The sequence below is a fragment of the Tardiphaga sp. GW821-FHT12E02 genome, from assembly GCF_058807155.1.
This window is the reverse complement of sequence record NZ_JBXAQK010000002.1, coordinates 83,636-100,709: the sequence shown is the minus strand read 5'-3', so window position 1 is coordinate 100,709 and position 17,074 is coordinate 83,636. Positions and strand designations below refer to the sequence as shown.

17 protein-coding genes are annotated in these 17,074 nt (G+C 59.6%); 8 read left to right on the top strand and 9 right to left on the bottom strand.

The genetic code is table 11. From position 1 onward, the window contains the following. The first annotated feature begins 52 nt into the window (after positions 1-52). The 6 genes from AC1RQ5_RS27945 (at position 53) to AC1RQ5_RS27920 (ending at position 3,894) form a co-directional block, all read left to right on the top strand. Positions 53-364 carry a hypothetical protein gene (locus tag AC1RQ5_RS27945; RefSeq protein WP_493203849.1) on the top strand — a complete coding sequence of 104 codons (312 nt, stop codon included), beginning with the start codon at positions 53-55 and terminating at the stop codon, positions 362-364. 120 nt (positions 365-484) lie between these two features. Beyond that, the gene (locus AC1RQ5_RS27940) at positions 485-703 is read left to right on the top strand and encodes a hypothetical protein (RefSeq protein WP_493203847.1); all 219 of its coding nucleotides are present in this window, start codon (positions 485-487) and stop codon (positions 701-703) included. A 565-nt stretch (positions 704-1,268) separates the two neighbouring features. After that, a complete protein-coding gene (locus tag AC1RQ5_RS27935; RefSeq protein WP_493203845.1) occupies positions 1,269-1,586 on the top strand; it encodes a hypothetical protein in 318 nt (105 codons plus the stop codon). A gap of 2 nt (positions 1,587-1,588) precedes the next feature. Then, positions 1,589-1,837, top strand: a complete 249-nt coding sequence (locus tag AC1RQ5_RS27930; RefSeq protein ID WP_493203843.1) for a hypothetical protein — start codon at positions 1,589-1,591, stop codon at positions 1,835-1,837. Beyond that, the gene (locus AC1RQ5_RS27925; protein WP_493203841.1) at positions 1,837-2,448 is read left to right on the top strand and encodes a cell envelope biogenesis protein TolA; all 612 of its coding nucleotides are present in this window, start codon (positions 1,837-1,839) and stop codon (positions 2,446-2,448) included. The genes AC1RQ5_RS27930 and AC1RQ5_RS27925 overlap by 1 nt, the downstream gene beginning before the upstream one ends. A 213-nt stretch (positions 2,449-2,661) precedes the next feature. Continuing rightward, positions 2,662-3,894, top strand: a complete 1,233-nt coding sequence (locus AC1RQ5_RS27920) for a Gfo/Idh/MocA family protein (RefSeq protein WP_493203840.1) — start codon at positions 2,662-2,664, stop codon at positions 3,892-3,894. A 71-nt stretch (positions 3,895-3,965) separates the two neighbouring features. On the opposite strand, the gene AC1RQ5_RS27915 is transcribed toward AC1RQ5_RS27920, so the two are convergent. From AC1RQ5_RS27915 to AC1RQ5_RS27895, 5 genes are all read right to left on the bottom strand, one after another. Next, complete coding sequence (locus tag AC1RQ5_RS27915) at positions 3,966-4,142, bottom strand: hypothetical protein (protein WP_493203839.1); 177 nt, start codon at positions 4,140-4,142, stop codon at positions 3,966-3,968. Between the two features lie 312 nt (positions 4,143-4,454). After that, positions 4,455-4,718 (bottom strand): hypothetical protein, encoded by a 264-nt coding sequence (locus AC1RQ5_RS27910; protein WP_493203837.1) that lies wholly within the window; start codon positions 4,716-4,718, stop codon positions 4,455-4,457. 393 nt (positions 4,719-5,111) lie between these two features. Continuing rightward, positions 5,112-7,649, bottom strand: coding sequence for an excinuclease ABC subunit UvrA (locus tag AC1RQ5_RS27905; protein WP_493203835.1), 2,538 nt, complete (start codon positions 7,647-7,649; stop codon positions 5,112-5,114). After that, positions 7,646-7,993, bottom strand: coding sequence for a hypothetical protein (locus AC1RQ5_RS27900; protein ID WP_493203833.1), 348 nt, complete (start codon positions 7,991-7,993; stop codon positions 7,646-7,648). The genes AC1RQ5_RS27905 and AC1RQ5_RS27900 overlap by 4 nt, the downstream gene beginning before the upstream one ends. Before the next feature lie 7 nt (positions 7,994-8,000). Continuing rightward, positions 8,001-8,864, bottom strand: coding sequence for an SDR family oxidoreductase (locus AC1RQ5_RS27895; RefSeq protein WP_493203831.1), 864 nt, complete (start codon positions 8,862-8,864; stop codon positions 8,001-8,003). A gap of 162 nt (positions 8,865-9,026) precedes the next feature. Here AC1RQ5_RS27895 and AC1RQ5_RS27890 point away from each other — a divergent pair, with 162 nt between their 5' ends. Further along, positions 9,027-9,515: a nucleoside deaminase gene (locus AC1RQ5_RS27890; RefSeq protein WP_493204518.1), complete on the top strand. Its 489-nt coding sequence runs from the start codon at positions 9,027-9,029 to the stop codon at positions 9,513-9,515. Positions 9,516-9,899: 384 nt separating this feature from the next. Then, positions 9,900-10,355, top strand: a complete 456-nt coding sequence (locus AC1RQ5_RS27885) for a TspO/MBR family protein (RefSeq protein WP_493203830.1) — start codon at positions 9,900-9,902, stop codon at positions 10,353-10,355. Positions 10,356-10,700: 345 nt separating this feature from the next. Here AC1RQ5_RS27885 and AC1RQ5_RS27880 read toward each other — a convergent pair whose 3' ends face one another. The 4 genes from AC1RQ5_RS27880 to AC1RQ5_RS27865 all read right to left on the bottom strand — a co-directional run bounded on the left by AC1RQ5_RS27880 (position 10,701) and on the right by AC1RQ5_RS27865 (position 16,693). Next, on the bottom strand, positions 10,701-12,023 hold the full coding sequence (locus AC1RQ5_RS27880; RefSeq protein ID WP_493203828.1) for a TRAP transporter large permease: 1,323 nt from the start codon (positions 12,021-12,023) through the stop codon (positions 10,701-10,703). A 15-nt stretch (positions 12,024-12,038) separates the two neighbouring features. Next, on the bottom strand, positions 12,039-12,581 hold the full coding sequence (locus AC1RQ5_RS27875) for a TRAP transporter small permease subunit (RefSeq protein ID WP_493203826.1): 543 nt from the start codon (positions 12,579-12,581) through the stop codon (positions 12,039-12,041). Positions 12,582-12,686: 105 nt separating this feature from the next. Beyond that, positions 12,687-13,736: a TRAP transporter substrate-binding protein DctP gene (gene dctP / locus AC1RQ5_RS27870; RefSeq protein ID WP_493203825.1), complete on the bottom strand. Its 1,050-nt coding sequence runs from the start codon at positions 13,734-13,736 to the stop codon at positions 12,687-12,689. 428 nt (positions 13,737-14,164) lie between these two features. After that, on the bottom strand, positions 14,165-16,693 hold the full coding sequence (locus tag AC1RQ5_RS27865) for a DUF3772 domain-containing protein (protein ID WP_493203823.1): 2,529 nt from the start codon (positions 16,691-16,693) through the stop codon (positions 14,165-14,167). Positions 16,694-17,074 lie beyond the last annotated feature (381 nt).

Below are 17,074 nucleotides of genomic sequence, written 5' to 3'. Positions count from 1 at the left end.
ACGATCTGAGATTATGGTGAGCCACTATGGACGAAGCCTGAGGACGAGTAGCGTGGGCCAGTACATTGAAGAGCGAGTTATCTATGCGGAGCGCTTCCAAGCACGGACGTTAGATTTCCGCGGTCGGTTTGCTTTCGTGCGATACGACGAATGTGAGTTCGTGAAGTGCGAAATCCTGATCGACGATCACACCGAAGATTTGTCGATCACGCATTGCTCGTTTGAAGACTGCAATATCACGGAGTTGGTGTCGGTCCCGGAACGCGCGATTTTGGCTGAAGGCAATATTTTCAAGTTACCCATCGAGATCCGGAATGCCGACCTCGACAGGCGCCTGACCGAAGCGCTGGCCGCAAAGCTCTAACTTCACCGATCGCCTCCGCCGTTTTTGGATCTTGACGGATGCGCCGCCGGTTTTAAATTATCGAGCGGCCGCGTTTGGCCCTTTCACAAAGGCAAACTCATAGACCCGTCTGGTGACGACATGACCGATGAAGTCCTGGCTCGCATTCGAACGCACCGCAACAACATCGCTAGGTACTGTCGAATCCTAAAAACCGAGCTCACGGAATTGGAGCGGTCGTTCATCGAGCGGCGTATGGCCGAGGAAGGCGCCGCACTTGAAGCCCTCGCCCCGCAGTCGTTTCCTCCAACCTTGGGCGTGATCCGGTCAGAATTCGGATCGCCGTCGGCCGCGGCCTGAAGCACATTCCCCGATGCCTCGTAACCGAACCCCATCCTGTCCCGAGTGCGGCACGCGGGCCACATGGATCAGATCCACGCCCGACAAAAAGGGGTTCGTCGCGCACGCTTATGAATGCCCGCGATGCGGTTTCATACAAGTGACCGTCGAACAAGATCCGCTGGAGGCTGCAAAGGGCTGGCTGGCCAGTGAACTCAAACCGCCGAATTCCTAGCCATGCCGAAGCAACCTATAACCCGGAAATGGACGGCAGAGGATGAAGTTCGTCTTCTCGAACTGATCGATGAAGGCGCAACGCTTATGCGCGCCGCTGCTGCCCTCAGGAGGGGAACATCGTCCGTGCAAAAGAAAGCGAGATCGCTCGGAAAGAGCTTCGATGGTGTTCGCCAGGTGAGAGCCAATCTGAGATCGGCTGGCGTGATCGAGACTAAGCGATAGCCCGTAGCCGCCGTAGACCTCCTGCATAATCGAATACAGAGAAGCCACGATCGGACCAGAGCAAGCCTCGCATCGGTCCGTGCGGGAGCATGCTGGAACCCCGCTCCGGTCGTTTCGTTTTCCCGGCATGTCAGAACACGACAATATCACTGAAGTAGCGGCACCTCCCGTCATCGTCGAGGAGACCAATAGGCTCTTTCGTCTGCGGCCCAGTGGAGACGACCTGCTAAAGGCCAGCAGGATGGTGGCGCTTGTTCCCGCCGATACAGAGGAGGAGGCCCGTCGCCTCGCAACGCTCGCCGACCCAATGGGATGCGACTGGGCCGATGAGAAGCGTTTCGTCGCGGAAAGCATGGAGACGCAGGAACGGCATGTCATAGGCGACTTGATTTTCCGGTCAACGCCGAACGCCGCAAGCAACAGCAACCGACGACGAGGGAAATAATCATGGCGAAGAACAAGAATGATGCCGAAACGCTCTCTATGTGGGCGACCAACATTTTGCTTGAGGCGCACGCGATCGCACCGTGTGCGGATCATGGTTATCTCCGGCTCCGTCATAGCCATCACGCAGTCGAATATGCGAGATCGATCGCGGAACAGCGCAAGTTCTCGGGTAAGAACAAGAAGGAACGCCTAAAGGCTATCGATAAGGTCCTCGATGGGCTGGCGGACACCTGCCCGGCCTGCGATTGATGGTCCGCAAGCTCAAGACCTACCAGACTTCGATCGGCTTCTATGATCTGGCGGTCGCCGCCCCTTCCATGAAAGCCGCGCTTGAAATCTGGGGCGCCGACAGCAACCTCTTCCATCAAGGTTTTGCGAAGGAAACGCACGATCCCGAAATCGTATCGGCGACAATCGCAACCCCTGGCATCGTGCTGCGAAGGCCCGTGGGGACCAATGGCGCTTTCAAGGAAACCAGTGGCCTCCCGACAAATCTGACCAACGGACGCGTCTCTCGAGAACGGCCAAAGCGCCGTGTAAAGGCCGCGACAGTCGACGACGCTCGATCGCGCAAAGCGGCCGAAATGTTCGACCGCCAGCAAAGAAAACGCGATGAAGCTCGACGCAAGGAAGCAGCCGCGAGGCAGAAATCGCTGAAGCGACGAACAATTCAGATCGCTAAAGCACAAGCAGCGCTTGATTCCGCGGAAGCGGACCACAAAGAAAAGACCGCAGTCATCCAATCCGAACGCGACGCCATTGAGAGGCGCGCAGACGCAGAAAGTCAGCGCTGGGATCGCCAGCGTGCGACGTTGGAAGCGGCGTTGACGAAAGCGAAGGCACGCGACATCAGGAGCTAACGGCTTCCTGGGCTTTTTGGTTCTGGCGAGCGCGTTTTGTGTTACGCACCCTGCCCCTCAAACCAAGCTGCACCCTGCCCGGTTTTGCCGGTCTCTCGCCACGCGTAACCACGCCCATGAATTCCGGTGGACGAGCGTTCGACCTAAGCAAGTTGGTTGCGCACTGCGTTGGAACGTGGCTTCGCCCCGACGATTACCCGACCGGAGGTCACCATGTTTCATCAAAAATCATTCCGCCCGTCCCGTCGTCTCATGATGTCGCTGACATCAGCGGCCGTGGTTGCGACCTGCGGCCGCTTGACGGCCGCGTCGGCGGCCCCCAGTTCGGTAGACACCGGCACCGTGGAGAACGGTCATGTCGTCTTTCCGCCCATAGCCGCTGGGTCCGAAGCCGCCCCGAATTCCGACAAGGGCTCGCTGCCTCCGGAAAAGCGCATCGGATTTGCGGTCGTGGCTCTCGGCCGCCTGTCGGTCGAAGAGATTCTTCCGGCGTTCGCCAGCACAAAGAATTGCCGTCTGACCGCTTTGGTTTCGGGCAGCCCGGACAAGCTGAAGCATATCGGTGCCCGATACGGCGTCCCGGAGAACGGCCTCTACAGCTACGACGACTTCGACCGCATTGCGGAAAACGAGGCCGTTCAGGTCGTCTACATCGTACTGCCGAACTCGATGCACAAGGAATGGGTGTTGAGGGCAGCCGCAGCCAAAAAGCACGTCCTTTGCGAAAAGCCGATGGCGACATCCTCGGCAGACGCGAGGACCATGATTTCCGCCTGCTCCGACGCCGGCGTAAAGCTCATGATCGCTTACCGCTGCAGATACCAACCGCACCATCTTGAAGTCATTAGACGCGTGCAGGGCGGAAAGCTGGGACCTGCCAAGATCATCGAGGCCATCAACTCCCAAAACCAGAGCGATCCCGATCAGTGGCGGCTCAAGAAGGCGCTCGCCGGCGGCGGTTCGCTGCCGGACATCGGCCTTTATTGCCTCAATGCTGCGAGAGCCACGCTGGGCGAGGAGCCCACGGAAGTCGAGGCTCAATTGCAGTCTACCCGCGGCGATCCGCGGTTCACCGAGGTTGAGGAAACTGTCACTTGGCTGATGCGCTTTCCGTCGGGCGCCCTCGCAAACCTATCGACCAGTTACGGAACGCACCGCGCCTCCCGGATGGCGGTCCATCTCGATGGTGGAAGCCTCTTGCTGGACAACGCATTTCCCTATCGCGGCCAACGATTGCGCATCGTCAAAGCGCAGGACCGGTTCGAGACGGAAACCGAGCTTCAAATTGCGCATCGGGACCACTTTGCGTCGGAGATGGACTATATGGCCAATTGCGTTCTACAGAACTCACGGCCCAACACGCCGGGTGAAGAAGGATTGCGCGACCAGCTTCTGATGGAAGCGATCTACCGGTCCGCGGAGAGCCGAAGTCCGGTGAAAGTATGAAGGCAGCGTTCGCTGGCGACTAGCGGGAAAGCTCGCCTAATGAGCCGGATACGATCAACATTTCTCATGGATTAGGCCGCCGTTTCACGGGCGAAACGGAGTCCTTCGACCGCAAGGACATTGGCATCGGTCTCAGGAAATTTGGAAAGATGCGCGGTGACAGCCCGTCGAAGGTCACGTTCCTTCTCAGGGCTGAGGTTTGCAATCATGGTGTAAGTGTTCATCACGCGATCGATTGCATCTTGCATTTTAAATTCCCCAGTTTGAGAAAATCCAAACACATTCGCGGAACAATGGTTCCGCTCCGGCGTTCTGTGCTCGAAAATAAAGGAAATTCGTTTGAGCCAGACATTTCGCTGCGACCGTTGCGGTCTTCACCTGATGCCATTTGCCGTTCTATACGGGCGAACCGAATTCGAATGTCGGGATTGCGACAACGAGGCGCCGCTCGCCCCTACCCTGACAAGTGATTTGCAGGTGGTGAGCGAACCGGCTTCGGTTGCGGCGTAAATACTCGCACGAATAGAGCGATGGGGTTTTCCATCGCTCGATTCGAACCCTCATTTTTCGCGACGCACGCCTTTATACTTCTTAGCTACTGTCGTCTTTTTGGCGCTCTTCTTCGTGGCTGCTGCCGCCTTCTTTGGTGCCAATTTCTTGGCCGTCGCGGTCTTTTTCGGTGCTTTCTTTACGGCCAAAAACTCGCCAGACGCCGTGTCCCGTTTCGTCCAGGTCGTTGCGCCGCCCATTGTGGTTTTCGTCTGACTACGTCTACGGACCGCTCCTTTGCGAGCGTTGTCGCCGGTCGGCTTGTTCGTCGCCATGTCCATCTCCCTGGTCGCCACCGCAATACCGCGGCACTAGCAAAACCAACACGCTGTCAGCAGGTTCCGCAACCCGCCGAAACCAATCGATCGGAGATATCTTGAGCCTGCCGTAAGTAGTGGAGTTGCGTTATGCGTGCAGCCTGGAGCCCGTCTGCCGTGCCCGGTGGTGTCCACGACAACGTGTATCTCGTCGTCGATTGCCATGGTACCGGCGGTGCGTGTGGCGGGAGGCTGACATCACCGGCACTGATCTCGAAACGGTCATCTCCGATCTCATGCGAGGCGAGTATTCCGATCCGCAATGCATCGTGGCATTCAATTCAACCGAAAACTGGTGCCGAGATCGACCACGTCGATGCTGAGCGCGATTTCCGAGTTTTAGTCGCGCGGCTATTCGTCCAGCGCGGCGCTCAAGTAACTCGCGGTCCGGCTTTCTTTCGTCGCGGCCACCAGCGTCGGGACCCCGGCGACCACCACCTGCCCGCCCTCGTCTCCTGCACCTGGACCCATGTCGATGACCCAGTCGCTCTCGGCTATCACCGCCATGTCGTGCTCGACGACGACCACCGTGTTGCCGGCATCGACGAGACCCTGCAGCTGCTTCATTAGTTTCTCGACGTCGGACGGATGCAGGCCGGTGGTTGGCTCGTCCAGCACGTACAGGGTGGTGCCGCGCTGGCCGCGCTGCAGTTCCGTAGCGAGCTTGATGCGCTGCGCTTCACCGCCGCTCAGCTCGGTCGCCGGCTGCCCTAGGCGGATGTATCCCAAGCCGACCTCGCGGATGACGCCGAGCGAACGGCGCAACGCCGCGTCGTCGGTGAAGAACGCGAATGCATCGTCCACGGTCATGGCGAGCACGTCGGCGATCGATTTGCCGCGGACCTTGATTTCGAGCGTTCTGGCGTTGTACCGCGAACCCTGACAAGTGGGACACGGCGCGTACACGCTCGGAAGGAACAGCAATTCCACGCTGACGAACCCCTCGCCCTTGCAGGTCTCGCAGCGTCCTTTGGCGACGTTGAACGAGAAACGACCGGCGTTGTAGCGCCGGGTCTTCGCCTGTTTCGTGGCCGCGAACAGCTTTCGGACATGATCGAAAAGTCCGGTATAGGTTGCGAGGTTTGAGCGGGGCGTGCGTCCGATCGGCTTCTGATCGACGACGACCAGCCGCTGGATTTCGTCCATGCCTCCGACTATACGGCCGCCGAGTGTTTCGATCTCATCTTCGAGAAGATCGGCTTTCTCCGCCACGACGCCTTCACCGCCGTGATCCTGTCCGAGAGCGCCCGCCACCGCATCCACCAGGAACTGGCTGATGAGGCTCGATTTGCCCGAGCCGGAAATTCCGCTCACCGCTGTGAACACGCCGATCGGAATATCGACGTCCAGGTTGTCGAGGTTGTTTCGCGTGACGCCGCGCAATCGAAGCCAACCTTGCGGCTCCCGCTGACGGCGCTCGGGCCTCGCGCCGGAAGCAAAAAGATAGCGCCGCGTCTGAGAATGCTCGATGTCCGCGAGCCCTAGGGGCTTGCCGCTGTACAGCACATCTCCGCCGAGGATACCGGCGCCCGGACCCACGTCCACGATCCAGTCGGCGTGCCGGACCACGTCCAGTTCGTGTTCGACGACGAACAGCGAGTTGCCGGCAGCTTTCAGCCGGTCCATGGCACGCAAAAGGGCCTCGGTGTCGGCAGGATGCAAACCCGCGGAAGGCTCGTCCAGAACGTAGACAACGCCGAAAAGATTGGAGCGGACCTGCGTTGCGAGGCGAAGACGCTGCAATTCTCCGGGCGAGAGCGTAGGCGTGCCGCGCTCCAGAGCGAGATAGCCGAGACCAAGGTCGAGCAGGACGGCCAGCCTCGCATCCAGATCCTCCACGATACGCCGGATCACGATGGCCTTCTCTGGATGGTCGACCGAGCGCGGCGTCTCTCCGTCGAGGTAAGGTAGGATTAGATCGCCAAGCCGCTTCAACGGCAGACTGGAAATCTCCGCGATGTCGAGGCCTGCGAACTTGACGGACAGCGCCTCCGGCTTCAGGCGCTTGCCGCCACAAACCGGACAATCGCTGCTGAGAAGATACCGGGCTACGCGCCGCTTCATCATCGCGCTTTGCGTGGTGGCGAACGTCTGCATCACGTATTTGCGGGCGCCCGTGAACGTGCCCTGATAGCTCGGTTCTTCCTTGCGCTTCAGCGCACGCCTCACCTCGGCAGGCGTGTACCCGGCATAGACCGGAACGGTGGGCTGCTCGTCGGTGAACAGGATCCAGTCGCGCGTCTTCTTCGGAAGCCTGCGCCATGGCGTGTCCACGTCGTGTCCGAGGGTCACCAGAATATCGCGGAGATTCTGGCCCTGCCAGGCGCTCGGCCAGGCCGCGACCGCGCGCTCGCGGATGGTGAGGCTGTCGTCCGGAACCATCGTCCGCTCCGTGACGTCATGGACGCGGCCAATGCCGTGGCAATTCGGGCAAGCCCCTTCCGGCGTGTTCGGCGAAAACGACTCTGCGTACAGAAGGCCCTGCCCCCGCGGGTAGTCGCCGGCGCGCGAGTAGAGCATGCGCAGCAGGTTCGACAGCGTGGTCACGCTTCCAACGGAGGATCGCGTCGTCGGGGAGCCACGCTGCTGTTGCAGCGCGACTGCCGGAGGCAGGCCTTCGATCTCGTCGACCTCCGGGATGGACATCTGATTGAACAGACGTCGCGCATAGGGAGATACAGATTCCAGGTAACGCCGCTGCGCCTCGGCATACAGCGTGCCAAACGCCAGCGACGACTTTCCAGATCCGGACACGCCGGTGAACACAACCAGGGCGTTCCGGGGAATGTCTAAGGACACGTTCTTCAAATTGTGCTCGCGTGCGCCACGGACGCGGACGAAGTCGTCTAGCCGAGGTGTTTCGGACCGATCACGTTCAACCCGCTTCATGACGCCTCGCACGATCTGCCGACGGCCTCGAGGGTCGCGCACCGGTTCGTGTAGGACGTGTTCTTCACTAGATGCCGGTCGAGATCCGCATCGCCGGTCGTCAAGCAGACGGGACCACGTTCGCCCAGTGCATACTTGGCGTCGTCCACGTCCCGGTGGGCCGCGGTTTCCGCCTCGGTGTCGACATTCCGTTTCGCCGTCCTCACCGCGCGCCAAATACGCTTGAGTTCGGATTCCAGCGCGGACTTTTCGCTTTCCGCAACGTTCGGATCCGCCAAAGGCCAACGCCGCCCTTTCACGATGAAGTAGCGGCCGTCCGGGGTTACGGGGTGTCGCAGCGCCATCTCGGGCTCAGATGAAGGGTTTGCCGCCGGTGACGGCGATAGTTGTCCCCGAAACGTAGCTCGACAACGGGTCTGCCAGCATCACATAGGCCGTCGCGAGTTCAGCCGGCTGGCCCGGGCGCTTCATCGGCGTCTGGCTGCCGAACGACTTCACCGCCTCATCCGGCATCGTAGAAGGGATGAGAGGCGTCCAGATCGGCCCCGGCGCCACCGCGTTGGCGCGGATGCCCTTCTCGGCGAGCAGCTGTGCCAGGCCGCCGGTGAAATTCTGTATCGCACCTTTCGTGGTGGCGTAGGCCAGGAGGATCGGGTTGGGCATGTCGGAGTTGACGGAAGCCGTGTTGACGATTGCACCCCGCCCCGGCTTCATATGCGGAACTGCCGCCTTGGTCAGATAGAACATCGCGTGGATGTTGGTCCGGAACGTCAGGTCCCACTCCTCGTCGCTGATGTCGCCGATGTCCTTAAAGGTGGCCTGGTGCGCGGCGTTATTGACCAGGATGTCGATGCCTCCAAGTTCGTCGACGGCGGTCTTGATGATCTTCCTGCAATGCACCGGGTCCGTGATGTCGCCTGGAACCAGCACCGCCTTGCGGCCTTCGGCCTCGACAAGTTCCTTCACCTCGTCGGCGTCGGCATTCTCGCTCAGATAAGCGATGACGAGATCCGCGCCTTCCCGGGCATAGGCGATCGCGACCGCGCGCCCGATGCCGCTGTCTCCGCCCGTGATGACGGCCCTCATCCCCTTCAGCCGTCCGGCCCCCTTGTAGCTCGTCTCGCCGTGATCCGGCCGTGGCTGCATGGCAGCCGTAGAGCCCGGGGTGGACTGCTTCTGGGACGGGAAAGGCGGCTTGGGATGATCGGTCGGCATGTCGGAGCTCCGTTGCATATCGCCTGTCACAATCGTTGCACCTCACCCTAGTTCCCCGGCGGGCTGCTGCCGGGCAGGATGTGCTTCCCGGGGCCGTCGATCGAACCAGAGACGCGTTCATGGGTTCAGAACTCCCGTGCCAGAGGAGCGACGAACGTGACCATGGACTGCGACATGAAATTCATGCGGGAAGCGCTGCGGATCGCGACCGAGAACGGTGCGGATCCCTCGCTCTCGCCGATCGGCTGCGTCATCGTCATGGACGGCAAAGTGATCTCCGCTGAACGTAATCATGTTGCCGAGCACCACGACGCGGTCGCTCATGCGGAGATCGAGGCCATCCGGCAGGCAGGGCGCGAGTTCGACAACGGCGAGCTCCGCGGCGCGACGCTCTACACCACGCTGCAACCGTGCGGCATGTGCACCATGGCGTCGATCTGGTCGAAGGTCGGGCGTATCGTCTACGGCGCGGGGCGCGAGGACGTCCACCGGATGTATTTCGAAGCCAGGCACATCGACACGTTGGAGTTCGTGACCAAGGCGTATCGCGACGATCTCACGATCCAGGGCGGCGTGCTGCGGGACGAGTGCAGCAAGCTTTACTACCGTCCCTGGGATGAGGTGCCCCTCGACGAGCAGGGCAACAGATGACCACTGAAACGCAATGGGTTGCGGTCCGTTGCCGCGATCCGTCGATGTCCGCCCGAGCCTCCAGTCCTCTCGTCGGGAGGCGGCCCCGATCCGGGATCGTGAATCGTCGTGGTTCAATATCTTTTTGAAGGTGGTACCAGCGTTCTGGGTCCGCGAGGTGACCGCGTAAGAGCATTCCGCCGTGCTGAAAGTCCTTGCCACTAGTCGTTCGTTCAACTCGATGGTTTGATGGAGCGTCCGACGGGACCCTATCCTCCGCGGGCAACCCCGGCGCACTCCCTCCAGCATTCCCCGGTCGCCGGGTCTCGGCTATGCAACGCCGACGTATCGTCGGCGTCTCTGAAAACCTGCGGTTCTCCGATGTCCTTCAGTACGAATTCGCTCTTGGCCCTGGCTGTTACGCTTGGCCTGTGCTTCGGCGCAGCGGCGCTCGGTGCGAGAGTGACGACGCCCGAAATCCCGACTTGGTACGCGAGCCTAGCGAAGCCGTCCTGGACGCCACCGCGGGCCTCCTTTCCGATCGTCTGGCCCATTCTCTACTTGCTCATGGCCGTCGCTGCTTGGCTGCTCTGGCAGGCCGAGCCGTCTCCTACCCGGACGGCTGCATTGATCGGCTTCGCAGCTCAGTTCGTCCTCAATACGATCTGGTCGCCCGTGTTTTTCGGTCGGCACGACATCACTGGCGGGCTGGTCATCATTTCGCTACTGGCCGTCACGCTGACGTTCACCGTCATCATGGCGCTCGAGGTCGACTGGATTCCGGACACGTTACTGGTGCCCTATCTCTTATGGATATCGTTCGCAGCGGCGTTGAACTTCAGGATCTGGACCCTGAACTGACACCGCGTCAGAGCGCGCCATGGACGAGATCATTGACGAAATCGATCTGCGATGGGCCTTGAGAGACATCATTGCCCGCCGACACCGATTCCTTCGCGTGACTGACCAAGATTCAGCGGTTGCGTGAGCTTAAATGGGTCGAAGACCGCGACGGCGAGGTCGAGGTCACCGAACCGGGCCGACTGGCACTTTTATAGCAGGCGGCGGATTGAACATCGCCGCCGCGGCGTCGCGAGGCCTGCCTGGCGTTCGCTTTGGGCGATGACGGTGCCGGTACGTAATCGAGGGTTTACGGGCAGGCGTACAATCGACGCCCCAGCTGAGAATGGCCGGTGTGGGTACATCCTACTTCGCTGGACCAAAAAACAAGTTCGGTAGGTACAGTGCGATATCTGGATACAAGATAATGATGAGAACTCCGAGCATCGTCACGAGCACATAGGGAATTACCGACCAATAAATGTCGCTCATTGTCACCTCGGGAGGCGCAACACTCTTCAAATAGAATAGATTGAAGCCGAAAGGCGGTGTCATGTATCCAATCTCCATCATGATGATGAAGATCACGCCAAACCAGATTGCGTCAAAACCATAGGATTGGATCACGGGCAGGAACACCGGCAACGTGATCAACATGATGCCGACCGGGTCCAACACCATTCCGAGGATCAGCAACACGACTAGCATGAACGCCAGTGAGCCCCACTTTCCGCCGGGCACGAGGGTCATCAGCTGATTCATGAGCTCATTGGCCCCGAGTGTCGTATATGCTGTCGAGAACGCATGCGCCGCGAATAGGATCCACATCACCAATGCGGTGAGCCGCAATGTCTGGATCGCAGCTTCACTAAGCACCGCTATCGTCAATTTGCGGTGGACGGCGGATGCCATCAGGGCGCCGAAAACACCGAGCGCAGCCGCTTCGGTCGGAGTCGCAAAACCGCCGAAGATCGCACCAAGCACAAGGACCACGATGAACAACGGCAAAAACACCGCCTTCAGCGACTCTAGCTTCAAGCGCCAGTCGCCGCGCTCCTCCATCGGCAACGCCGGCGCAAGCGAAGGCTGGAGCCAAGCACGAACGCCAATATAGATCGACACAAGCGCGAACAGAAGAATTCCGGGCCCGATGCCCGATGCGAAAAGTCGTCCGACCGAGACCTCGGTCAACATCGCATAGAGCACCATTAGAATTGACGGCGGAATGAGAATTCCCCAGCCGCCACCGCAATTGATCGCCCCCACTGCCAGACGTTTATCGTAGCCGCGCTCCAGCATCCGCGGTAACGCGATCGTGCCCATAGTAACCACCGCAGCTCCGCTAATGCCGCTCATCGCAGCGAATACCGCGCAAATTGCGACAGTTCCGATGGCGAGGCCGCCGCGAAATCCGCCAAACCAGACATGCATCATCCGGTAGAGGTTATTAGCGACACCGGACTTCTCCAGCAGCATTGCCATGAACACATACATCGGGATGGCGATGAGCGTGAAGCTCATCATCGAGTCCCAGAACTTGGAGGCGACGATATAGAAGCCCACCGGCCCCATCGTGAAATACAGGAAGATGCAGGAGATGCCGCCCAGGGTGAAGACGAGCGGAGTTCCGACAAAAAGGAAGAATAGCAGAGAGCCGAAGAACAGCAGTGTGAGAAGCTCGACTGACACGATGGGTCCGTTCGTTCAATGAGTGGGTTCGTCGGAGGCCTGCTTGCCGAATGTGGCCGGATCGTTCTCTGCCCCATTTACGGTGCGGATGTCCGACACCGTTCGCACGACGCCCTGCAAAAGCAGAAGAATGCCGGCCACCGGAATGACCATCTTGACGGGCCAGATATACGGATCCCAGATACTCGACGACGTCTCGCCCTGCGCCGCCGATTCCCAGGCCATATCGATCCCCTGATAGATCAGCACGCCCATGAAGATGTAGAACAGGAACGACGTTGCGAGATCGACGATGGCCTTCTTCACGCGATTAAAGCGGCCATAGATGATGTCGACATTGACATGCGCGCGTTCGACCAACAAATAGCCGCCCGCGATGACGGCATAGACGCCGAAAATGAGCTGGGCGAATTCCGCCGTCCAGATCGCGGCTCGACCGACCACATAGCGCATGACGACGTCGGCGAGCAGAAGGACGAACATCGGCACGATCAGCCATGAGGCAACCCGTCCGATCACCGCATTCAGCGATGTCACAGCTCTGGCCAGTTTCAGCATCTCGTCATCCGAACCTCTTGAGCGGCGGCGGGGATGCGGATCGAACCCGCCTCCCCCTGCGCGCAGCCATGCATACTAGCGGTGATATCATCGACAGGTCCGTTGTCAGACGTAGCCCAGGTCGCCTCTCAGCTTGTTCATCGCCTCGGCGCCTGCCGCCGCGATAGGCCCTTTGTCGATCTCTTTTTGCATGATGACCTTCGAGGCTTCGGAAAGCTTCTTCAGAACGTCATCCGGAAAACGGACGACCTCGACATTCATCTTTGCCCGCCCCGTGCTCAAAGCCACGGCTTCCTGCTGAAGGTATTCGATCGTCCGCCGGTAATAGCGCTCCTCCACGAGTGACGTCAGGATGAGCCGAAGATCGGCGGGAAGCTTGTTCAGCGCCGCGAGATTGAAGACATAGACATCGTTCGTGAAGCCGAGTGCAGGCTTCATGTGAAATGGCGCGACTTCCCAGAACTTCATCGATAACGCACCGACCGCAGCGCCCCAATGGGCACCATCGACCACACCCGTCGACATCGCCTGATAGATCTCGGGCCCGGCGACTTGCTGCGGCGCCATGCCTGCTGCGGCAAGATATTCAAGCATCGTCCCCGCAGAGCGAACTTTTAACGAGCCGAGATCCGCGACTGAGGTGATCTTTTTCTTCAACACGATCTCTGTCGGATAAGCCTTGTCACCGAGCATCATCACACCTTTCGGCTGCAGCTCGCCATTCACCATCTTCTCGATGCCGAGATTTTTGGTGACATGCATCATTTCCCAGCTCTCGCGCAGCGCACCCGGGACGCCGTAATACAGGCCCATCGCCTGCGCCTCGCCGAGCACATAGCCGGGCGAGATCGTCCCCATCGGCACGACGCCGCGGCGCACGATATTGTAGATCTCGCGATCTTTGGCGATCTCGCCGGCACCAAACAATTCAAGCTTGAAGCGGCCACCGGTTCGCTGCTCGAGCTCCTTCTGCAACACGCCGAGACTGTCGTTGTAAGACCCCGACGCCTTGGGCCAATGGGCCTGTACTTTCCAGGAAACTTTCTCCTGAGCGTTGGCTGAACTTACGATCGCAGGCATTGCTAATGCCGATGCCGCTGCCAGCGATCCCCCCACAAGATTGCGTCGGTTGATGGTCTTGCCATGATCGGGCATCGAGGCTCCTCCTATATTCATCATCGAGCAGTGATGGATTATTTTTCCAAATGAGATCACGCGATCTACGGCGAAGTCAACATAGTGACCGATGAGACAACTTCTTCCCCTCCAGGAGGATCACTGGTTGCTGCGAGGTTTGGCGTACATGCGCTGATACACCGCACCAAGCGTAGATCTAACATCGCCTCGACGCAGTTGGATCTACTGGTTGCCAATTCGCGCATGGCTGCGAGCAAAAGTGCTGCCAGGCCTGATTCAGCCAGTCGCAGATCAATTGAGCCTCTCCTCGCAGTACGGCATCGCTGTGCCCTGGACTGACCGGCACGAAAGCACCGTTCTCATTGTCCAGGATTTTCCAGCCGCCGCCATGATGTCGTACCTCAAACCGATAGCGCGGCTGCAGAACGTGGTGATAACCGACAACTCTATCCACTTGTACCCTCGCTTTTGGAGTCAGGTTGTCCCGCCCGACGAAAGATCGCCTCGATCCGATCGAGGTCGCGCAGTCGAAGATCGCGTTGTGCGAAGGGGATCTCGATGCCTTCGCGTTTGAAGCGCCTCAGGATTTCCAATCGAACATCATTGGCCACCCCAGCGTCGGTGCTGATGTTACCGACATGGAAAAACACAGTGAATTCCAGCGCATCCGCGCCGAAATTGCCGAGAATTGCGAAGGGCTCGGGCGTCTTCAAAGCCCGCTCATGCTGGCCGACGATATCGAGCAGGATGGCAATGACCTGGTCAGGGTCCGTGTCATATGCGGTGCCAACCATGACCGACAGGCGCGCCGTATAACTACCGTGCATCCAGTTGACGACCTGGCCGCTGATGAGATCAGCATTTGGCACGATGACCGAAACATTGTCGTAGGTTGCGATCTCGGTAGCGCGGACGTTGATGCGTTTGACGACCCCCATACGGGCGCCAACCTCGATCCGGTCCCCGACCTTGATCGGCCGCTCGACCAACAAGATCAATCCCGAGACGAAGTTGTTGATGATGGACTGCAGACCGAAGCCGACACCGACAGACAGCGCGCCCGCGACGATCGCGATGTTCTGCAGGTTGAGCCCGACATATGACAGGGCGACAATCACGGCCAGGATGATGCCAAGATAGCCGACGCCGGTACGGATCGAGCTGCGGACGCCAAGATCCAAATTTGTTTCGGGAAGGAAACGGCCATCAAGCCATCGTTGTAACGCCCTGGTGGCTGCCATGCCGAAAATAAGAACGACGATGGCACCGAGAATGGCCGAAGGCGAGATGGTGAATTGCCCGATCGAGAAGCCGAAGAAAGCCGACGAGACGGAGCCAAGAACATCATCGGAGTTGATGCCCCATGTGGCCAGCACCGTGAACGCGGCCAGGCCGATCAGGGCCAGTTGCAGAACTCCGCTGATCAGCGTGGCGATCTGACGAACCGCCGCATTGCCGAGACCGGCTGTCTGCCGCAGAAACCGTCCTGTCCGCCCCTGGAAGGCGAAGGTTGCGCTGACGAGCGCGTCGCTCAGCTGGCTCAGCAAGATCAAGCTCATCAGCACCGCGCAGATGATCGTCATTTCCCCGGTCACGAAGCGCGCAAAGGCCACATATCCGCTGATGGCGGCGAGGACCGTAGCCATGGCCGCCAGCCATCCGAGCGGAATGAGTAGCCGCCACGCCGAGCGACCTCGAACATCCGCAACGGCCGTTTCATCCTCATCGGTCGTGGCTGGTCCAAATGCGCGCAACACCGCGATGAACAGGAAGGCTTTGGTCAAAGCGATACTGGCCTGGCTAAAGGTCAACAACGCGGTCGGTGCCGCGATCGCTCGATTGGTCGCGTCGATGAGCACGCCAACGGCCGCGGCAAAGCCGAGCAGGACGGCCAACGGCACGACACGCTCGGCGACCGCATCTTCGATTTCGATCAATCGCCATGATGGGCGTCCCGGTGCCAGCGCGGCGGTCGCAAGGCTGGAGAAAAAGGCTGCAAATGTTGTTCCCACAAAAAGTGCGCGGACGATTCCCGCAACATCGAGTGGCAGCACGCCCAGCGCGATCAAGGCGTGATAGAGGACAAGTAGCGCGACTCCGGGGATCACAGTGCCAACGAAAACAATCGCCGCCGCACTACCTGCCTTGCGCAATTCCGGCGGAGTGGCGACTTGCGGGTCGCGCGACGTCCAGCGCGACTGCCAACGACGGCCGGGCGGAAGAAAGAATCCCAAGACAACGATAGCTGCGATCGCAACGCCCGAGAAAGCACGCAACGGCTGCGACGCAAGGCTATTGATCCAGCGCGACACGAGCTCGCGAAATCGCGATACGGAGTCGGGAACGGTCGCGGCAAGGTCCATCCAGAACGAAGGGTTTAAAACGCTGGGCGAGCGTTCTGTAACTGAGTCCGTGAAAATTGCCCGGCGTCGGTCCGAGACGGCGTCAGCGACTTGCTGCGCGCGCACGTTCAGCAATCTGGCTTGCTGAACGATGCCTTGCCGCGCCACTTTTTCCGCCAGGAACTTGGCGCGTTCCAGCTTGATGTCATCGGACTGCGATGCCGCATCCGCTGCATTCGGTTCCAGTTCCGCAGCGCGTTGCGTAACTTCGTCGAGTTTTGGCGTCATTTCACCGATGAGTTCGCGGACACCTGCTTGAACGAGACCAGCGCGATCGCGCAGGTCATCGAGCGTTGTCTCGGAAATCACGCGAAATCGGAGCGCCTGCGCCGCCGTGTCCAATGTTTCCTTCCAGGAATTCAACTTGCCTTGAGCATCCGGAAACACCGGCGCTGGAACTGTCGGCAGATCGTCGTCCCGTTTTGGAGCGACCGCTTCCTTCGCCGAGGTTGTAGGTGTGGCTTTGGAGTCGCCCGGCGCGGCGGCGGCTGGAGAGACTCTGCCATTCAAACCAAAGGGCGATGGCGATACGAGCAGAAGGACCGCAATCACAGCGAGCCGCAAAGGATTCATGGATGATCTACAGGCTTGGAGGTTCTAAAAGCGCGAGCCGGGATCAGCGGAGCATGGCTTTTTGACGATTGATCGGTGCTCGTCCCCGGCGCGAAGAAGGTTGACGACGCCTGTTGACGCAAAATGTTCCGCCGTCTGCCTGCCTCGCCACTCGGCGGCATCGCTCAATCATCTCGAATGCAGCGCTTGCAGTCCGACGTGCCGCCTCCTCGATCATTGCGTCGATAGTTGCTCTGATCTTGGTGGCACTATCCCAAGTACCTTCAGTCCGTTTCATATTTCCTCCTCATCGCTTTACGCTTAAATCAGCAAGAACGGTAACAATGTGATCAGTGTTAGGATTGCGAGCACCACTACGACTGCGTCGCGGTTGCTCTCCTG

Bases quoted from the DNA above. Each gene is read 5' to 3' on its own strand.
- AC1RQ5_RS27940 (WP_493203847.1), top strand. From the start codon at position 485: ATGACCGATGAAGTCCTGGCTCGCATTCGAACGCACCGCAACAACATC.
- AC1RQ5_RS27935 (WP_493203845.1), top strand. From the start codon at position 1,269: ATGTCAGAACACGACAATATCACTGAAGTAGCGGCACCTCCCGTCATC.
- AC1RQ5_RS27930 (WP_493203843.1), top strand. From the start codon at position 1,589: ATGGCGAAGAACAAGAATGATGCCGAAACGCTCTCTATGTGGGCGACC.
- AC1RQ5_RS27925 (WP_493203841.1), top strand. From the start codon at position 1,837: ATGGTCCGCAAGCTCAAGACCTACCAGACTTCGATCGGCTTCTATGAT.
- AC1RQ5_RS27920 (WP_493203840.1), top strand. From the start codon at position 2,662: ATGTTTCATCAAAAATCATTCCGCCCGTCCCGTCGTCTCATGATGTCG.
- AC1RQ5_RS27915 (WP_493203839.1), bottom strand. From the start codon at position 4,142: ATGCAAGATGCAATCGATCGCGTGATGAACACTTACACCATGATTGCA.
- AC1RQ5_RS27910 (WP_493203837.1), bottom strand. From the start codon at position 4,718: ATGGCGACGAACAAGCCGACCGGCGACAACGCTCGCAAAGGAGCGGTC.
- AC1RQ5_RS27905 (WP_493203835.1), bottom strand. From the start codon at position 7,649: ATGAAGCGGGTTGAACGTGATCGGTCCGAAACACCTCGGCTAGACGAC.
- AC1RQ5_RS27900 (WP_493203833.1), bottom strand. From the start codon at position 7,993: ATGGCGCTGCGACACCCCGTAACCCCGGACGGCCGCTACTTCATCGTG.
- AC1RQ5_RS27895 (WP_493203831.1), bottom strand. From the start codon at position 8,864: ATGCCGACCGATCATCCCAAGCCGCCTTTCCCGTCCCAGAAGCAGTCC.
- AC1RQ5_RS27890 (WP_493204518.1), top strand. From the start codon at position 9,027: ATGGACTGCGACATGAAATTCATGCGGGAAGCGCTGCGGATCGCGACC.
- AC1RQ5_RS27875 (WP_493203826.1), bottom strand. From the start codon at position 12,581: ATGCTGAAACTGGCCAGAGCTGTGACATCGCTGAATGCGGTGATCGGA.
- dctP (WP_493203825.1), bottom strand. From the start codon at position 13,736: ATGCCCGATCATGGCAAGACCATCAACCGACGCAATCTTGTGGGGGGA.
- AC1RQ5_RS27865 (WP_493203823.1), bottom strand. From the start codon at position 16,693: ATGAATCCTTTGCGGCTCGCTGTGATTGCGGTCCTTCTGCTCGTATCG.